This window comes from Rhodococcus sp. EPR-147 (assembly GCF_001647185.1).
Classification (GTDB): Bacteria; Actinomycetota; Actinomycetes; order Mycobacteriales; family Mycobacteriaceae; genus Rhodococcoides.
In genome coordinates, this window is the sequence record NZ_LVCU01000580.1 from 1 (window position 1) to 14,863 (window position 14,863).

The 14,863-nt window shown below is 65.3% G+C and carries 17 protein-coding genes and 1 pseudogene; 9 read left to right on the plus strand and 9 right to left on the minus strand.

The genetic code is table 11. From position 1 onward, the window contains the following. Nucleotides 1-346: pseudogene (locus A2J02_RS26220) on the plus strand (alkene reductase); the annotation flags it as partial. Nucleotides 347-429: 83 nt separating this feature from the next. On the opposite strand, the gene A2J02_RS26225 reads toward A2J02_RS26220, so the two are convergent. From A2J02_RS26225 to A2J02_RS26235, 3 genes are read right to left on the minus strand one after another with little or no spacing between them, the layout of a single operon-like run. Continuing rightward, nucleotides 430-1,935, minus strand: a complete 1,506-nt coding sequence (locus tag A2J02_RS26225; protein WP_068055749.1) for a tripartite tricarboxylate transporter permease — start codon at nt 1,933-1,935, stop codon at nt 430-432. Nucleotides 1,936-1,951: 16 nt separating this feature from the next. Further along, nucleotides 1,952-2,488, minus strand: a complete 537-nt coding sequence (locus A2J02_RS26230) for a tripartite tricarboxylate transporter TctB family protein (RefSeq protein WP_068055752.1) — start codon at nt 2,486-2,488, stop codon at nt 1,952-1,954. Continuing rightward, entirely contained in the window at nt 2,485-3,474 is a 990-nt protein-coding gene (locus A2J02_RS26235; RefSeq protein WP_068055755.1) for a Bug family tripartite tricarboxylate transporter substrate binding protein, read from the minus strand. The genes A2J02_RS26230 and A2J02_RS26235 overlap by 4 nt, the downstream gene beginning before the upstream one ends. A 122-nt stretch (nt 3,475-3,596) precedes the next feature. On the opposite strand from A2J02_RS26235, the gene A2J02_RS26240 reads away from it, so the two are divergent. From A2J02_RS26240 to A2J02_RS26250, 3 genes are all read left to right on the plus strand, one after another. Beyond that, nucleotides 3,597-3,989 carry a universal stress protein gene (locus A2J02_RS26240; RefSeq protein ID WP_231893845.1) on the plus strand — a complete coding sequence of 131 codons (393 nt, stop codon included), beginning with the start codon at nt 3,597-3,599 and terminating at the stop codon, nt 3,987-3,989. Nucleotides 3,990-4,126: 137 nt separating this feature from the next. Beyond that, nucleotides 4,127-5,530: a hemolysin family protein gene (locus tag A2J02_RS26245; protein ID WP_068055761.1), complete on the plus strand. Its 1,404-nt coding sequence runs from the start codon at nt 4,127-4,129 to the stop codon at nt 5,528-5,530. Then, complete coding sequence (locus A2J02_RS26250) at nt 5,527-6,546, plus strand: hemolysin family protein (protein WP_068055764.1); 1,020 nt, start codon at nt 5,527-5,529, stop codon at nt 6,544-6,546. Before A2J02_RS26245 ends, A2J02_RS26250 begins: the two co-directional genes overlap by 4 nt. A gap of 324 nt (nt 6,547-6,870) precedes the next feature. Here A2J02_RS26250 and A2J02_RS26255 read toward each other — a convergent pair whose 3' ends face one another. After that, nucleotides 6,871-7,350: a DUF6764 family protein gene (locus A2J02_RS26255; protein ID WP_068055767.1), complete on the minus strand. Its 480-nt coding sequence runs from the start codon at nt 7,348-7,350 to the stop codon at nt 6,871-6,873. Nucleotides 7,351-7,558: 208 nt separating this feature from the next. Between A2J02_RS26255 and A2J02_RS26260 the strand changes: the two genes are divergently transcribed. Then, nucleotides 7,559-7,909 carry a VOC family protein gene (locus tag A2J02_RS26260; protein WP_068055771.1) on the plus strand — a complete coding sequence of 117 codons (351 nt, stop codon included), beginning with the start codon at nt 7,559-7,561 and terminating at the stop codon, nt 7,907-7,909. 10 nt (nt 7,910-7,919) lie between these two features. Here the strand turns inward: A2J02_RS26260 and A2J02_RS26265 are convergent, their stop codons facing one another. Continuing rightward, nucleotides 7,920-8,294 (minus strand): winged helix-turn-helix transcriptional regulator, encoded by a 375-nt coding sequence (locus A2J02_RS26265; protein WP_068055773.1) that lies wholly within the window; start codon nt 8,292-8,294, stop codon nt 7,920-7,922. A gap of 113 nt (nt 8,295-8,407) precedes the next feature. Here A2J02_RS26265 and A2J02_RS26270 point away from each other — a divergent pair, with 113 nt between their 5' ends. After that, on the plus strand, nt 8,408-9,262 hold the full coding sequence (locus A2J02_RS26270) for an SDR family oxidoreductase (protein WP_068055776.1): 855 nt from the start codon (nt 8,408-8,410) through the stop codon (nt 9,260-9,262). A 59-nt stretch (nt 9,263-9,321) separates the two neighbouring features. Continuing rightward, nucleotides 9,322-9,906 carry an FKBP-type peptidyl-prolyl cis-trans isomerase gene (locus tag A2J02_RS26275; protein WP_068055791.1) on the plus strand — a complete coding sequence of 195 codons (585 nt, stop codon included), beginning with the start codon at nt 9,322-9,324 and terminating at the stop codon, nt 9,904-9,906. Between the two features lie 90 nt (nt 9,907-9,996). On the opposite strand, the gene A2J02_RS26280 is transcribed toward A2J02_RS26275, so the two are convergent. Both A2J02_RS26280 and A2J02_RS26285 read right to left on the minus strand, forming a co-directional pair. Beyond that, nucleotides 9,997-10,626 carry a lipocalin family protein gene (locus A2J02_RS26280; protein ID WP_068055779.1) on the minus strand — a complete coding sequence of 210 codons (630 nt, stop codon included), beginning with the start codon at nt 10,624-10,626 and terminating at the stop codon, nt 9,997-9,999. Then, a complete protein-coding gene (locus A2J02_RS26285) occupies nt 10,623-12,623 on the minus strand; it encodes an MMPL family transporter (protein ID WP_068055793.1) in 2,001 nt (666 codons plus the stop codon). Before A2J02_RS26285 ends, A2J02_RS26280 begins: the two co-directional genes overlap by 4 nt. Nucleotides 12,624-12,830: 207 nt before the next feature. Here A2J02_RS26285 and A2J02_RS26290 point away from each other — a divergent pair, with 207 nt between their 5' ends. After that, nucleotides 12,831-13,310 carry a MarR family winged helix-turn-helix transcriptional regulator gene (locus tag A2J02_RS26290; RefSeq protein WP_068055782.1) on the plus strand — a complete coding sequence of 160 codons (480 nt, stop codon included), beginning with the start codon at nt 12,831-12,833 and terminating at the stop codon, nt 13,308-13,310. 279 nt (nt 13,311-13,589) lie between these two features. Beyond that, nucleotides 13,590-13,928 carry an STAS domain-containing protein gene (locus A2J02_RS26295; protein WP_231893846.1) on the plus strand — a complete coding sequence of 113 codons (339 nt, stop codon included), beginning with the start codon at nt 13,590-13,592 and terminating at the stop codon, nt 13,926-13,928. Between the two features lie 177 nt (nt 13,929-14,105). Here the strand turns inward: A2J02_RS26295 and A2J02_RS26300 are convergent, their stop codons facing one another. Continuing rightward, on the minus strand, nt 14,106-14,294 hold the full coding sequence (locus A2J02_RS26300) for a hypothetical protein (RefSeq protein WP_068055788.1): 189 nt from the start codon (nt 14,292-14,294) through the stop codon (nt 14,106-14,108). A gap of 177 nt (nt 14,295-14,471) precedes the next feature. After that, the coding region (locus tag A2J02_RS26305; protein ID WP_197478148.1) for a proline dehydrogenase family protein at nt 14,472-14,863 on the minus strand (392 nt) is incomplete at its 5' end.

A 14,863-nucleotide genomic window follows, 5' to 3' on the forward strand; every position in this document is an offset into this window, starting at 1 on the left:
CACCACCTACCGCGCATTGGTCGATCGAATCGCCCCCCTGGGACTGGCGTACCTCAGTGTGCTGCACAAGGACCCGTCGGGTGAGCTCGTCCAGGATCTGCGACAGGCCTTCGGCGGCCCGGTGCTCGTCAACAGTGGCTTCGGTGAGATCACCACCCGCGACGAGGCGCTCTCACTTCTCGACAACGGCATCGGCGACGCAGTTGTCGTCGGCCGTCCGGCAATCGCCAACCCCGACCTCGCCTACCGCTGGCGCGAGGATCTGCCGTTGAACGAGCCCGATCCGAGCACCTTCTACACCGATGGTGCCGAGGGCTACACGGATTACCCGGCCTTGCAGCACTAGCAGTGCCCGGCGTTTGCCGACCAGATATTCAGATGCCCACCGTCACAGGTGGGCATCTGAACAATCTGTGGGCACACAGAGCTCTAGAAGTCCGCGGTCTTACGGGCGCGGATCTTGCTGACGATCGAGAACACCACAGCGATGACCATCAGTGCGTAGAGCACGATGGTGATGCCGCTGCTGATCAGAATCGACGGATCTCCTTCGCTGACGGCCAGTGCGCGTCGCAGTGATTCCTCGGCGAGCGGGCCGAGGATCACCGCGATGAGCACCGGTGCGAGTGGAATTTCGTAGCGCCGCATCATGAATCCGACGATGCCGAGCCCGAGCATGAAGATCAGGTCCACGATCGACGCACTCGACGCGTAGACGCCGAGAGCTGCGAACACCGAAATACCGGCGTAGAGATAGTTCTTCGGGATCTTCAGCAGCTGCGCCCACAGCGGTGCGAACGGCAGGTTGAGGATCAACAGCACGATCATGGCCACAAACAGGCTGGCCAGCAGGGCCCAGACGATGTCGCCGCTGCGCTCGAAGAGCAGGGGCCCGGGTTGCATGCCGTACTGCTGGAAGGCCGCCAACATGATCGCCGCCGTCGCAGACGTGGGCAGACCCAGAGCCAACAGCGCGCCCATCGCCGTTCCGGCCGTGGAGTTTCCGGCCGCCTCGGGACCCGCGACGCCGCGAATGGCACCCTTGCCGAACATCGGCTTCTCGCGCTTGCGATCGAGCCTGCGCTCGGTGCCGTAGGCCAGGAAGCTCGGCACTTCGGCACCACCTGCGGGGATCACACCGAACGGTACGCCGAATGCCGTACCGCGCATCCATGCCGGCAACGCATCGCGGAACTCTGCCTTGCTCAGCCACGGTCGTCCCTGCGACTTGATCAGCGAACGGTCCTCGGGTCGACCGATCTTCGACGCGATGTGGATGACCTCACCGAGGGCGAGCATCGCGACGGTGATGACGACGATGTGGATGCCGTCGAACAGGGCAGGAACCTCGAACGTGAATCGTGAAGCGCCCGAGGGGCCGTCGATACCGATGACGGCGAGGGTGAGACCGATCAGCAGTGCGGTCAGGCCCTTGAGCGCGGAATCCGAGACCACAGCCGAGGTGGCGATGAACGCGAACACCGCGAGGGCGAGATATTCGGCGGGACCGAAGTTGGTCGCCAAGGCGGCGAGCGTCGGGGCGAAGAACACCACCAGGGTCGTCGCGACGATACCGCCGATGAACGCGCCGATCGCCGAGGTGGCCAAAGCCTGTGGGGCGCGGCCGTTCTTGGCCATCCGATGGCCCTCGAACGTGCCTGCGATAGCAGTGCTGTTGCCTGGGGTGTTCATCAGAATGCCCGAGATGGAATCGCCGAACAGGCCGCCGAAATACACTCCGGCGAACATGATCAGCGCGGCGGTCGGGTCGAGGGTGAAGGTGACGGGCAGCAGCAGGGCCACGGCCATGGCGGAGCCGAGACCGGGCAGGACGCCCACGGCGGTTCCGAGCAGCGCGCCGACGAACACCCAGACGAGGTTCATCGGAGTGAGCGCGGTGCCGAATCCGTCGATGAGATTGCTCAATGAATCCATCAGAAGTTCAGCTCCGTCAGAAGATGTGGGCGAGGACGCCGCCGGGCAGGGTCAGCCCGAGGCCGGCGGAGAATGCGATCTGAATCGTGCTCGAGACCAGCAGTGCTACTGCCGCGTCGAACACGTAACGGCGACCGCCCAATCCGACCGACACGCCCCAGAACAGCAGCGCGCCGGCCAGGACCCAGCCGAGCGGGTCGAGCAGGGCGATGAACAATGCCACCGATCCGACGGTGATCGACAGAGTTCGCCAGTTGCTGACGGTGCCGGTGTGCGGCTTTCCGTCGGCGTCGACCCCGCGGTCGATCACGTCGGGCTTGACCATCAACTGAATGGTGACCAACAGGGCGACGACGAAGCAGCCGCCGGCGACGATGGCCGGAAAGACCTGTGGGCCAGGCGAGGTGGCGGTGGACGGAACATCCATCGTGACGGTTCCGTAGACCAGGAACACTCCCAGTGCAACGAGAAGTGCCGGGACGATCAGGCCGCTGCGGCCGGTCCAGAACGACCGGGACGTACCCGTGTCGGTGTCTGTGGTCGTCGTTGTCATACCAGCCCCAATTCCTCGAGAATTCCGGTGATCCGTGTCTGCTCGACCTCGAGGAATTCGCCGAATTCGTCTCCGGTCAGGACGGATTCCTTCCAGCGGTTGCGTTCGACGGCTGTGGCCCACTGCTCGGTTTCGACCATCTCGGTGACGATGTCGACGAGAGTTTGCCGGTCCTCGTCCGAGATCCCCGGGGGCGCAACGATTCCACGCCAGTTCACGAGGTCGACGTTGTAGCCCTGTTCGATGAACGTGTCCACGTCGAATCCCTCGAGCGGCTCGGGCGAGGCGACGGCGAGTGCGCGTACGTTGCCTGCCTCGATCTGGTCGCGGAAGTCGTTGAAGCCACTGACCGCGACGCCGACGGTGTTCGACAGCAGCGACGTCAGGACCTCGCCACCTCCGGAGTAGGCGATGTAATTGATTGCGGCCGGGTCGATGTCGGCTTCCTGCGCCAACTGACCCGCGACGATGTGGTCGATTCCGCCGAGGGAGCCGCCGCCGATCGGTAGTCCACCGGGATTGGCCCGCCATGCCTCGATCATGTCCTCGAGATTCTGGATGGGTGAATCCTTGGGCACCACGAAGACCTCGAAGTCCTCGGCGAGCTTGGCGATCGGGACGGTGTCGGCCAGGGTGGTCTCGGAGTTGTTGATCGCGATGCCGCCGAGCATGACGGTTCCGGTGATCATGACGGTGGTGGGCTGACCGCTGAGGTTGTCGAGTTGGCTCAGGCCAATTGTGCCGCCGGCACCGGGGACATTGACGACCTGAGCGTTGTTGACGATGCCGTCGCTACGTAGCGCCTGTTGCGATTCGCGGGCGACCAGATCCCAGCCTCCGCCCGCGGCGGCCGGTGCGATCAGTGTCAATTTGGCTCGGGCGTCGGAGCCGCTGGCACTGCGAGCGGCGTCGATTCCGGCAACGGTGACTGCTCCCACCACCACCAAGGCTCCGGCCGTTCGTAGCAGTGTGGGCGATATCGCCATCAGAGACCTTTCGTGTGGGGTGTCACAGCGTCAGGTTAGATACAGTTTGTCTGATTAGTCCAGTTCACAAATCCCCGAGGGTGATCCTCGGTGAAGACGAGCAACGAGCAACGGGAGAGAACGTGTCGGTAGCGAGCGCAGTGGCAGTAGCGATGAGCAACACACCGGAGGGGCAGGAAGCGTTGCGCCGCGGTGCCGCCGAGGCCGAGCTGCGTCAGGCCGAGCTGATCGTGTTGTCCGTGGTGGACCGCGATTCCGTATCGGCAGAGGACCGCGCGGCAGCGCAGGCCGAGGTGGAGAAAACCCTTCCCGGAACTGCCACCACCGTGCGCGTCGAGCCCGACGGGGGCGACCCGGCCGGCGCGCTGGTCGATCTCGTCGCAGACGTCGGTGCGGGCATGGTCGTCATCGGCTCCAAGCGTCGCTCCGCGGTGGGCAAGTTCCTGATGGGCAGCACCGTGCAGCGAGTGCTGCTGGACTGCCCGGTTCCCGTCCTGGTCGTGAAGGCGCCGTGACCCGACACTGACTTCGACCCGGTAGTATCGGACAAACTTCACCCATTACGACCCTGAGGAATCATGGACAGCGATAAACCCGGGCCGGACACGGCTCCCCGCACCACAGCTACTACGTGCGAGGCGGTGTCCGGCGAATGAGCGTTCTGCTCACTCTTCTGCTCGGCCTGCTCGTCGTTTTCCTCATCACCGTCGCGACCGGCTACTTCGTAGCCCAGGAATTCGCGTACATGACCGTCGACCGGTCCCGGCTCAAGGCGCGTGCCGAGGCCGGTGACGCCGTCGCCGCTCGTACCCTGACCGTCACCAAGCGCACGTCGTTCATGCTGTCCGGTGCGCAGCTGGGCATCACGGTCACCGGCCTGCTGGTCGGCTACGTCGCCGAACCGCTGATCGGTCAGTCCTTCGGCGCGATACTGGGCGGCGTCGGAGTTCCGACGGCCGTCGGTGTCGGCCTCGGTGCCGTTCTGGCGATCATGTTCGCGACGTTCGTGCAGATGCTCTTCGGTGAACTGTTCCCGAAGAACTTCGCGATCGCCCGCCCCGAGCCGGTGGCTCGATGGCTCTCGCTGTCGACGACCATCTACCTCAAGCTCTTCGGGTGGTTGATCACCATCTTCGACCAGTCGTCGAACCTGTTGCTCAAGGCTCTCAAGATCGAGCCGGTCCACGACGTGGAGCACTCGGCGAGCCTGCGCGACCTCGAGCACATCGTCTCGGATTCCCGCGAGACCGGCGATCTGCCCGACGAGTTGTCGACGCTGCTCGATCGAATCCTCGATTTCCCCACTCGCACAGTCGAACACGCGATGATCCCGCGTTCGCGATCGGCGACGGTCCGAGACACCGACACCCTCAGCGAGGTCGCTGCCCTGATGGGGCAGGAGCACTCGAGGTATCCGGTGCTCGACGAGGACGACGGTATCGTCGGCGTCGTCCATCTCGCGGACGTCCTGTCCGCGACGGTGCCGGGTTCCACACCGATCTCCGAGCTCACGCGTGACGCGCTGATCCTCCCGGAGATCCAGACCCTGCCCGACGCGATGCGCGAGTTGCGCTCGACCAAGAACCAATTGGCTTGTGTGATCGACGAATACGGCGGTCTGACCGGCGTCATCACGATCGAGGACCTGGCCGAGGAGCTGGTCGGCGAGATCACCGACGAGCACGACGACGACCTGTCCGATCCGAGCCCGGTCAGTGCCGACGACGGCAGCTGGACCATGGCCGGCGAGGTGCACGTCGACGAGGTCGAACGTGCCATCGGCATCGATCTGCCCGAGGGTGACTACGAGACCATTGCCGGTTTCGCCATCGCGCACAACGGATCTCTCCCCGATGTCGGGGAACGGATCGAAGTGGACCTACCACCGGACAACGCCGATCTGGCGAACGACGAGGAGAGTCCCGTTCGTTTCGTCATCCTCGAGATCGAGGAGATCGACAGCCACGTCCCGTCCCTGCTGACTCTGACGCTCGGCGAGCGTGACCCCGAACACGACGACGAGTCGGCCGAGTCGAAGGAAAGTGTGCACCGATGAGCAACATCTGGATTTTCCTGGCCGTCACGATCGGCCTCATCGCTGCCAGTGCCTTCTTCGTGGCCGTCGAGTTCGCGCTGTTGGCCGCCAAGCGGCATCGGCTCGAAGACGCGGCACCCAATTCACGCTCCGCTCGTGCGGCGCTGCGCAGCTCGTCCGAGCTGACGGTTCTGCTCGCCGGCTCCCAGCTCGGCATCACCGTCTGCACCCTCGGTCTCGGTGCGACGACGAAGCCGGCCGTGCACTACTGGCTCACGCCCCTGTTCGAGAGCGGCGGCCTGCCGTACTGGTTCGCCGACGTCCTCGGTTTCGTGCTCGCGCTGATCATCGTCACCTTCCTGCACCTGGTGGTCGGTGAGATGGCTCCGAAGTCCTGGGCCATCGCCCATCCGGAGAAGTCCGCGACGATGCTCGCAATCCCTATGCGCGCGTTCATGTTTCTCACCCGTCCGGTGCTGACGGCACTGAACAACATGGCGAACTGGTGCCTGCGGCGGGTCGGCGTCGAACCGGCCGACACCGTGGGTACGGGCCAGAACGCGGACGACCTTCGGCAGCTGGTGGAGCATTCGGTGAACGTCGGTGCCCTCGATGCCAGCTATCAGGCGCAGATCTCGAGTGCGCTGGAACTGCAGGAATTGACCGTCGGTGACCTGGTGCGTCAGTTCGGCAAGCCCACGTCGGTACCGTCCACAGCGACGATCGACGACGTGCGCGAGGCCTCACGTCGCTCGGGACATCTGCGGATCCTGGTCAGCGACGCGGACGTGGTCAAGGGCGTGGTGCACGTGCGCGACACGTTGACCGCTCCGCAGACCCTCGCCGAGATCACGCGTCCGGCATACACGCTCGAGGCGACGACGCCGGTGTACGTTGCCCTGCAGTCGATGCGCGAGACCCGGCATCACCTGGCACTGGTGGTCGACGGTTCGGCGGCGGCGGACGATCCGGCTCGCAGCGTCGGCGTCGTGACCCTGTCGGATGTGTTGACCCGACTGTTGCCCCAGCCGGTCTGATTCGATTCCGGTTTCGAACGAGACATCCCCGCCCGGCCGAGACGGCCGAGCGGGGATGTCTTCGTCGTGGAAGGTAGAAAGAACTCAGATCGGGGCGACAACCAGCAGGTGTGCCCAGTACGACGCGACGTCGTGGCCGAGTTGGGGGAGCAGAACGTCGTAGAGCAGGTAGGACATCATTGCCGTCGAACTCCTTGTTCAGCGTGCCGTTTCCGACTCGCGTTCCGAGATTGTGGGTGACCGAGACTGCCGGTCACTGAGACTGTAGATCACACAGCCTTCGGTGACATCCATATCGCCCACTCGCACCCCCCGTGGCGCACGTCAGCCGATGCAGCCCTGCAGGGTGGTGAAGCTGCCCGCGATTCCGGCACCGTTGCACACCGCGCCGTTCGGGGTGAGGGTGATAGTGGAGCCCGGTGCTGCCACCGCGATGGAGAGCCCGAGACCGGCTGCCGTGTTCTGTGCGACAGCACCGGGGCCGAAGGCGATCGCTGCAGGCGCGCCACCGAAACTGCCGTTGCTCACTGCAGTTCCACCGTTCAGTCCGAGTGCAAGGGCGGCTGCGTTGTTCATCGCCTCGGCCGAACCCCAGCCTTCGAGGCCGAGACCGGCCGCCGCACTCGCGACGTCTGCGGAGCTGTCGCACTGCGATCCTCCGACGAGCGCAGCGACATCGGCCCCTCCGGGTGCGGTGGTGCAGGCGACCGGTGCTGCGGATGCAGTCCCGGGTACCAGTGCCGCGAATGCACACGCGAATCCGAATGCTGCCGCCCCGCCGACAATCCTCTTGGTGTGGAACATGGTGAATGCCTCCCCAGATCAGTGCGTCGGCACCGGTGTGCCGAGCGTGTCGGTCGTCGGGCCGATGGTGCGCAGGGCCCGCACGCCCTGGAGTCGAGTCTCGACGGGTCCGAACGCGGCACGGGTTCGGCATCATCACGGAAACGTCTCGGTAGTATCACGCTGAAATAACGCGCTGGTGGGTGTGCGTGGCCTCTAGGATCGGACCGTGATCGGACGCATCGACGAGGTCGTTTTCGACTGCACGGACCCGGCATCGCTGGCGCAATTCTGGGCCGCGATACTCGGCGGAGAGCCGATGGTGCGTGACGCCGCATGGCACTTCGTCGACGTTCCCGGGTTCACTCGGCTGGCGTTTCAGCGAGTCCCGGAGGGCAAAGCGGGTAAGAACCGGCTGCACCTCGACGTCGCCGTACCGGATATCGACCGTGCCGTCGGGTCGGCCGTCGCCCTGGGTGCGAGGGTGCTCGGCGACCGACACTCCGACGCGGCGGGAACCTTCCAGGTGCTGCTCGATCCCGAGGGCAACGAGTGGTGCCTGGTGACGCCGCCCGCCTGAACCCAGCCGATCAGCGGGCGTCGTGTTCGGCGCGTGACTCGAGGACGGCAGGCATGTTGCCTTCGATCAGTTCGATGAGATCGCTCAATCGGGTACCGACGTCGCGTCCCAGCGGGGTGAGGCTGTACTCCACCTTCGGCGGAATGGTCTCGAGGACGGTGCGGACCACGAGGCCGTCCCGCTCGAGGGTCTGGAGGGTCTGCGAGAGCATGCGTTCGCTGACACCGTCGACGCGTCGACGCAACGCGTTGAATCGATAGTCGCCCTCGGTGAGGGCGGCGAGGGCGAGCACGCCCCACCTGCTGGTGGCGTTCTGCAATGTCTGCCTCGACGCACAGTCACGCGCGAAGACGGACGCTTCGAGAGATTCTGCGGGCTCGGACATATCGCCATGCTAGCGCATATCAAAGAGTCAGTAATGACCGGAGGGGTTGCACTAGACGAAAAGTAAGTGCATTGTGAGGGGGTACTCGACACCTCGACTTCAGGAGTTCGATCATGACCACAGCGGTAACAGGAGCAACGGGCAATCTCGGCGGACTCGTCGTCGACGCACTCATCGAGCGTGGTGTCGCACCTGCCGACATCGTGGCGGTCGTCCGAAACGCGGACAAGGCCGCTCCGCTGGCCGAACGCGGCGTCGTGGTTCGGGTCGCCGACTACTCCGATTCCGCCGCGATGACGGCGGCTCTCGCCGGCGTCGACAAGCTTCTGCTCGTCTCGGGCTCGGAGGTGGGTCAGCGAATTGCGCAGCACACCAACGTGATCGAGGCAGCGGAGGCTGCCGGAGTGGGCCTGATCGCCTACACCAGCCTGCTGGCCGCAGACACTTCGGGAGTGAGCCTCGCGCCCGAGCACAAGGCGACCGAGGAACGCCTCGCCGCGTCCAGGATCCCCGCGGTATTCCTGCGCAACGGCTGGTACTGGGAGAACTACCTCGGTTCGCTCGCCCAGACCGTCGAGAGCGGAGTGCTCCTCGGCGCGGCAGGCAACGGCAAGCTCGCCGCCGCGTCTCGCGTCGACTTCGCCGCCGCGGCCGCTGCCGTGCTGACACTCGACGATCAAGGCGGAAAGATCTACGAGCTCGGCGGCGACGAACGCCTCACCTACGCCGAGCTCGCGGCCGTCATCGGCGAACTCTCCGGCAAGCCGATCGCCTACAAGGACGTCTCCGAGTCCGAGTACGCCGCGATTCTCCAGGGCGCAGGACTGCCCGACTTCGTGGCAACCATGCTGGCCAGCGCGGATGCCGGGATTGCCCGCGGCGAGCTCGACACCGATTCCGGAGACCTGCAGGCCCTGATCGGTCGAGCGTCCACCCCGGTCGCAGAAGTACTCCGCGCCGCAGTGTGACGGACATCGGGGGCGGTACTTGTAGCGTGGGCGCGGTGAAAAACTCCTACACCCGCACCATGTTCCTGGCCGCCTCCGTCTCGCTCGTCCTGTTGACGGGCGCATGCAGCTCGGACGAGGACACCTCGTCCCCGGCACCCTCCACGTCCTCCGCGTCGTCGGACGCCGGTGCCCCGGCCGCCTCGAGCACCTGCCCCACGGCGGCACCCGACGCGGCAGCCATTCCGGAATGGACGCTGGACGGGGACTCCGGCAGCATGGCCGTCGTCGGATCCACCGACACGGCCGCACCCGCGGTCACCGTCGACACACCGTTCGCCGTCGGCGAGACACAGGTCGAAACGCTGATGGCGGGGGACGGACCGGTCGTTGCAGCCGACGCCGAGGTGTCCGTCTGCTACATGGGCGTCAACGGACGCACCGGGGAAACGTTCGACAGCAGCTTCGAGCGGGGCGCGCCGGTCGAATTCCCGCTCGACGGAGTTGTCGCAGGCTTCCAGAAGGCCATCGCCGGACAGACCGTCGGCTCGACCGTCGCCGTTGCGGTCACCTCGGCCGACGGATACGCGAGCGGCAATCCGGCGGCCGGAATCGAGCCGGGCGACAGCTTGATCTTCGCGATCTCGATCCTCAGCGCGGCGTAGCCGCAGTGGCGTGGTCGAGTGCCCCTGGGGCACGCGGGAGTGGAGCCCGCGAAACGACCCGGGAACGGAGCCACGCCACTGCCGCAGGCATTACACCGTCGAGAGCTGCTGAATCGTCGTCGCGCCGCCCGGGGTGGGCGTCGTGGTGATGAAGTTCGAGTCGTAACCCAGCGATTCGACGACGCCGCGGATCTCGCGGAACTGCTCGACGCTGACGTCGGGCGTGCGCTTGAGCACGAATCCGGACGTGCGGGTGGGGCTTCCGACGAACGCCCACGAGTAGTCGTCGGCGATGTAGGCGACGATGTAGTTGGTCGGTCCCTCCTGGCTCTCCTGCGTGGGAACGCCCGGGAAGCTCACGTGCAGTTGGGCATTGGTGACGGTGTCGTTGACTCGTGCGTTGCCGACGATGCGGTTTTCCTGGCCCGTCCAGGTGGTGCAGGTGTTCTCGACGCGGATGTTGGCGTCGTCGATCATCTGGTAGTTCGCCTGGGTGTCGCGGGCGCAGATCAGGTTGAACGGCTGCGGCACCGCGGCCACCTGGTTCCAGGTGCCCAGGTAGCGCTCGACATCGAGTGACGGGATCGGAGCCAGCGGCTCGAGTCCGACCGATCCCAGTGGGCCGACCGGCTGCGCCTGCGCCGGGGCCGCGGTCAGCATTGCGCCTGCGGCCAGGGCACCGACGAGTGCGGTGCGGCCGACTGCGTTGCGGATCTTCATGTGTTCGCTCCTTGGGTTGCGGATGTGTTCTTGTTCGAGTCGATCCTGTTCGGCCACCAGATCCCCGGGCCGATGAGGGTGAACAGGGCGGGAATCACGACGGTGCGTACCACGAAGGTATCGAGCAGAATACCCAGTCCGACGATGATTCCGAGTTGGGTCAGGGTGATCAGCGGTAGCACGCCGAGCACGCAGAACACGGCTGCGAGAACGATTCCCGCGCTCGTGATGACACCTCCGGTGGCCGAAACCGCCCGCACGATGGCAGATCTGGTGCCGTGCTGGGGCGTCTCCTCCCGGGTACGAGTGACGAGGAAGATGGTGTAGTCCACGCCGAGCGCGACCAGGAACAGGAACGCGAACAGCGGAGTGTTGTCGTCGAGGGCGGGGAATCCGAAGACGTGCAGGCTCACCCAGCTGCCGATCCCGATCGCGGCCACTGCGCTCAATACCGTTGTCGCGACCAGGATCAGGGGCGCAACCAGGGCGCGCAACAGAACAAGGAGCACGGCGAGCACGACCGCGAGAATAGCGGGAATGACCACGAGGCGATCGCGGGCCGCTGCGTCGGTGGTGTCGAGTGCCTTGGCATCGCTGCCGCCTACCAGTGCGCGGTCCACGCCGGTGAGTGCGGCGCGGAGGTCCTCGACGACGGCGAACGACTCGTCGGATGCGGGGGCCGCGTCGGTGACGACCGACAGGCGGGTGAGTCCGGTGTCGGAATCTGCGACGCGATCGACCGAGACGACTCCGTCGATGCCCTCGGCGGTGCTGATGACTGCATCGATGTCGGCGGTGGGAGCGAGGACCGTCATCGGATCGGCCGATCCGGCCGGGAAGTGCTGGGAGAGGGTGTCGAAGCCTTCGACGGACTCGGCGGTGACACGGAACTGCTCGGTTTGCGAGAGTCCGATCTGAGTCCCGAACAGTGCGGCGCAGCAGGCCAGCAGTGCGACGATCGTGATCGAGGCGGTGGCCACGGGGCGTCGGGCAACTCCCGCGGCGATCGAATGCCAGACGCCCTCCGTGGTGGTGTCACGGTCCGACTCCTTGGGAACGAAGGGCCAGAACAGCTTCGGGCCGCACAGTTTCAGTAGAGGCGGCAGTACGAACAGGACGAACACTGCTGCGACGACGAGACCGGCCGCGGCCAGCGCCCCGAGGCTGCGGGTGCTCGGCAGCATCGCGAGGAGCAAGGTCAGCAGGGCCAGTACGACGGTTGCGTTGCTGGCGAGGATGGCGGGCCCGGCCTGGCGAACGGCGCGGTGCAGGGCGAGGCGATGATCGGACTCGCGACGCAGTTCCTCGCGGTATCGAGAGATGAGCAGCAGTGCGTAGTTCGTGCCTGCGCCGAACACCAGCACACTGGTGATTCCCGAGGTCGAACCGTCGAAGGAGAGCCCGGTGGCCTGGGCCAGCGCGGTACCGACGGTGGTGGCGAATCGGTCGGCGAAACCGATGACGGCCAACGGCACCAACCACAGGATGGGTGATCGGTAGGTGACGATGAGGAGGACGGCCACCACGAGCGCGGTGACGGCCAGAAGCGTGAAGTTGGCTCCGGAGAACGAGTTCGCTATGTCGGCACCGAAAGCGGGTCCGCCGGTGACCTGGGCGATCAGATCGGGAGAGAGGCCGTCGCCGGCCGCGGATCGCAGCTCGGTGATCAGTTCGTTGAGCGTGAAGCCCGACAACTCGGAATCGACCTGGACCAGCGCGATCGCAGCTTTGCCGTCGGGTGCGACGATCGGGGGCGGGCCGGGCTCGTCCGGCACCGAGCGATCGACGGCGAGCAGCCTGCTCTGTGCGGCAGCTGCGCCCTCGATGTCGGCGGCTGTCAGGTCGCCGCCGTCGGCCCGGCTCAGAACCAGGATCACCGGTGCGGAGTCGTAATCCGGGAATTCGGCGAGAAGCTCGTCGACCTGGTAGGACTCGGCCGACGTCGGCAACGAATTCGGCGACTGGTCGGCGGAATCGTTGCTGCCGACCAACCCCATCACGGCCACGGCGAGGATGAAGATCGCTGCCGCCAGCGCCCCGGATCTACGCCCGGTGGCCGCGACCGCGACGCGGTCCCAGACGGTCTTGTTCTCGGTTCGAGTGCTGTCCACGAAGAAACAATCTCATTTACTTAGATATTAAGCAACTGAATCTCTTGCGGGCAGTAGTCTGACGGTGACCGTAGCGAAGGAGTTGCCACCGACATGGCCGACCGAAACCACCTCGAATCCGCGATTTCCGCGGATCTACGAGCGCTGTCGTCGGTCTCCGAACAGATCGGCCAAGTGTTCGGCGCTCTACACAGCCTGCGGCCCAATGACTTTCGGGCTCTGTTGCACGTCATGGTCGCCGATGTCGAGGGTGCGCCGCTGACGGCGGGGGAACTGGGCACGATGCTCGGTCTGTCCTCGGCGGCGATGACCTACCTCGTCGAGCGCATGATCACCTCCGGGCACATCCGCCGCGAATCCGACGCGTCCGATCGACGCAAGGTCATTCTGCGGTACGACGAGCACGGGATGGAGGTCGCTCGCGGGTTCTTCGGCCCCCTCGGTAAGCGGACGAGCGCCGCATTGGCGGATCTCCCCGATGGCGATCTCGCCGCCGCGCATCGGGTGTTCGAAGCGCTGATCGGCGCTATGCGAGAACATCACGCGGACCTGGGAAACAGCCGTCGCGCGTAGGGGCCGCGACCGGCGCGATGTTCGAACCGCTGGTGGGTGGCCTGTTCGGGCCGATGCTGGACTCCGAGCGTGCCAGTGCCGTAGGGTTGGCCACGGTTGAGCTAACAGCCGGTCACGGGGAAACGCAGCGAAGTCGGCGTCCGGGTCAGGCTAAAATTCTGCTCCCGCTGCGTCAATCGGTTTCCCCCTCAGTTCGACCGATCGATGGGATCTGCCATGAGTGTTGAATCTTCAGGCAACAAAGTTCGAACCACCCCGGTGACTGTCGCGGAGAAGTCCGTGTCCGTCGCAGCAACCGGAGCAATCTTCACCGCGCACGACGGCCCCGACGGCTCACTCGTCGTCGCCGTCCACGGCGACATCGACATGCGCAGCGCGCCGATGTTCTCCGATTTCGTCTGCAGCCGCGTGTCCAGCAAAAGGCATGTCACCCTCGATCTGTCCAATGTCGAATTCTTCGGCATCGCAGGTCTCACAGTTTTCGATGCAGTCCGTGACTACACGGCCGGCATCGGCGCATCATGGTCGATCGTCGCAGGACGCTCGGTCTCACGTCTGATCCAGGTCGCCGACCTTGAGTCCACGATTCCGACGGCTCGTCCATCGAACGACCGGTAATACTCCGGCGATCATCGCCGCGACAAGAGGTGGGCAGCTCCAGTACGGGGCTGCCCACTGTTCGTCGTTCTCGAGTCGTCGGTCCCCCGAGTTGTCTGTCCCCGAACGAACGAACGACCCTGCAGTACGGCGTAGCCGGTGTGCAGGGTCGTCCGAAGTTGTTGCAGGCCAGGAGAACTAGTCCTCGGTTCCCTCCGAGGCGCTGAAGAAGGCCCACTCGCCGTCGTGCTCGACCTCGAGTCGCCATCCCAATTCCTCGTTGTCCGACTTGCTGTCCTTGAACCAGGCGTGTGCGTCCTCCGAACTGGAGATGTCCTTGGTCTCGACGACGGTTCCCTGCGGATCGATAACTCTGTAATTTGCCATGACGTCGGGATGCCCCGATGTCGCACGACCTAATCCACGCTGGAACGCCGAGGCGAGAGGGCGGCCGACTTCGGTGGTGGACAAATGCGCGCGAAATCGCCTCGGAAACCTCGCGATTCTGCGCGCAGCCGGCAAACGCGCGCGCTTGTGCGGTGAGCGAGTTGTCGAGTGCACCCGCTATGTACGCGAGAGCACCGATCGCGCGAAGAACATCAGGTTCGCCGGACGCTCGGCCAGTCTGCGCATGAAGTAGCCGTACCACTGCGACCCGTAGGGCACATACACGCGAACGTGCCGCCCGGCATCGACGAGTCGGCGCTGCTCGGGATCGCGGATGCCGTACAGCATCTGGAACTCGAACTCCTCGGACGACCTGCCCGCGGACGCCGCGAACTGCTCCGCCGCGTCGATCATCTCCGGATCGTGTGAGGCCACCATCGGGTAGCCGCGACCGTTCATCAAAACCTGCAGGCACCTCAGGTACGAGTCGGAGACCTCCCGTGCACTCTGAAACGCCACCGACGACGGTTCGTTGTACGCACCCTTGCACAGGCGGATCCGAGATCTCG

What these genes read in the sequence shown, in the direction of transcription:
- A2J02_RS26225 (WP_068055749.1), bottom strand. Translation starts at nt 1,935, where the DNA reads ATGGATTCATTGAGCAATCTCATCGACGGATTCGGCACCGCGCTCACT.
- A2J02_RS26280 (WP_068055779.1), bottom strand. Translation starts at nt 10,626, where the DNA reads ATGAAGATCCGCAACGCAGTCGGCCGCACCGCACTCGTCGGTGCCCTG.
- A2J02_RS26300 (WP_068055788.1), bottom strand. Translation starts at nt 14,294, where the DNA reads ATGGCAAATTACAGAGTTATCGATCCGCAGGGAACCGTCGTCGAGACC.
- A2J02_RS26235 (WP_068055755.1), bottom strand. Translation starts at nt 3,474, where the DNA reads ATGGCGATATCGCCCACACTGCTACGAACGGCCGGAGCCTTGGTGGTG.
- A2J02_RS26290 (WP_068055782.1), top strand. Translation starts at nt 12,831, where the DNA reads ATGGCCGACCGAAACCACCTCGAATCCGCGATTTCCGCGGATCTACGA.
- A2J02_RS26285 (WP_068055793.1), bottom strand. Translation starts at nt 12,623, where the DNA reads ATGGGGTTGGTCGGCAGCAACGATTCCGCCGACCAGTCGCCGAATTCG.
- A2J02_RS26250 (WP_068055764.1), top strand. Translation starts at nt 5,527, where the DNA reads ATGAGCAACATCTGGATTTTCCTGGCCGTCACGATCGGCCTCATCGCT.
- A2J02_RS26265 (WP_068055773.1), bottom strand. Translation starts at nt 8,294, where the DNA reads ATGTCCGAGCCCGCAGAATCTCTCGAAGCGTCCGTCTTCGCGCGTGAC.
- A2J02_RS26230 (WP_068055752.1), bottom strand. Translation starts at nt 2,488, where the DNA reads ATGACAACGACGACCACAGACACCGACACGGGTACGTCCCGGTCGTTC.
- A2J02_RS26275 (WP_068055791.1), top strand. Translation starts at nt 9,322, where the DNA reads ATGTTCCTGGCCGCCTCCGTCTCGCTCGTCCTGTTGACGGGCGCATGC.
- A2J02_RS26255 (WP_068055767.1), bottom strand. Translation starts at nt 7,350, where the DNA reads ATGTTCCACACCAAGAGGATTGTCGGCGGGGCGGCAGCATTCGGATTC.
- A2J02_RS26270 (WP_068055776.1), top strand. Translation starts at nt 8,408, where the DNA reads ATGACCACAGCGGTAACAGGAGCAACGGGCAATCTCGGCGGACTCGTC.
- A2J02_RS26245 (WP_068055761.1), top strand. Translation starts at nt 4,127, where the DNA reads ATGAGCGTTCTGCTCACTCTTCTGCTCGGCCTGCTCGTCGTTTTCCTC.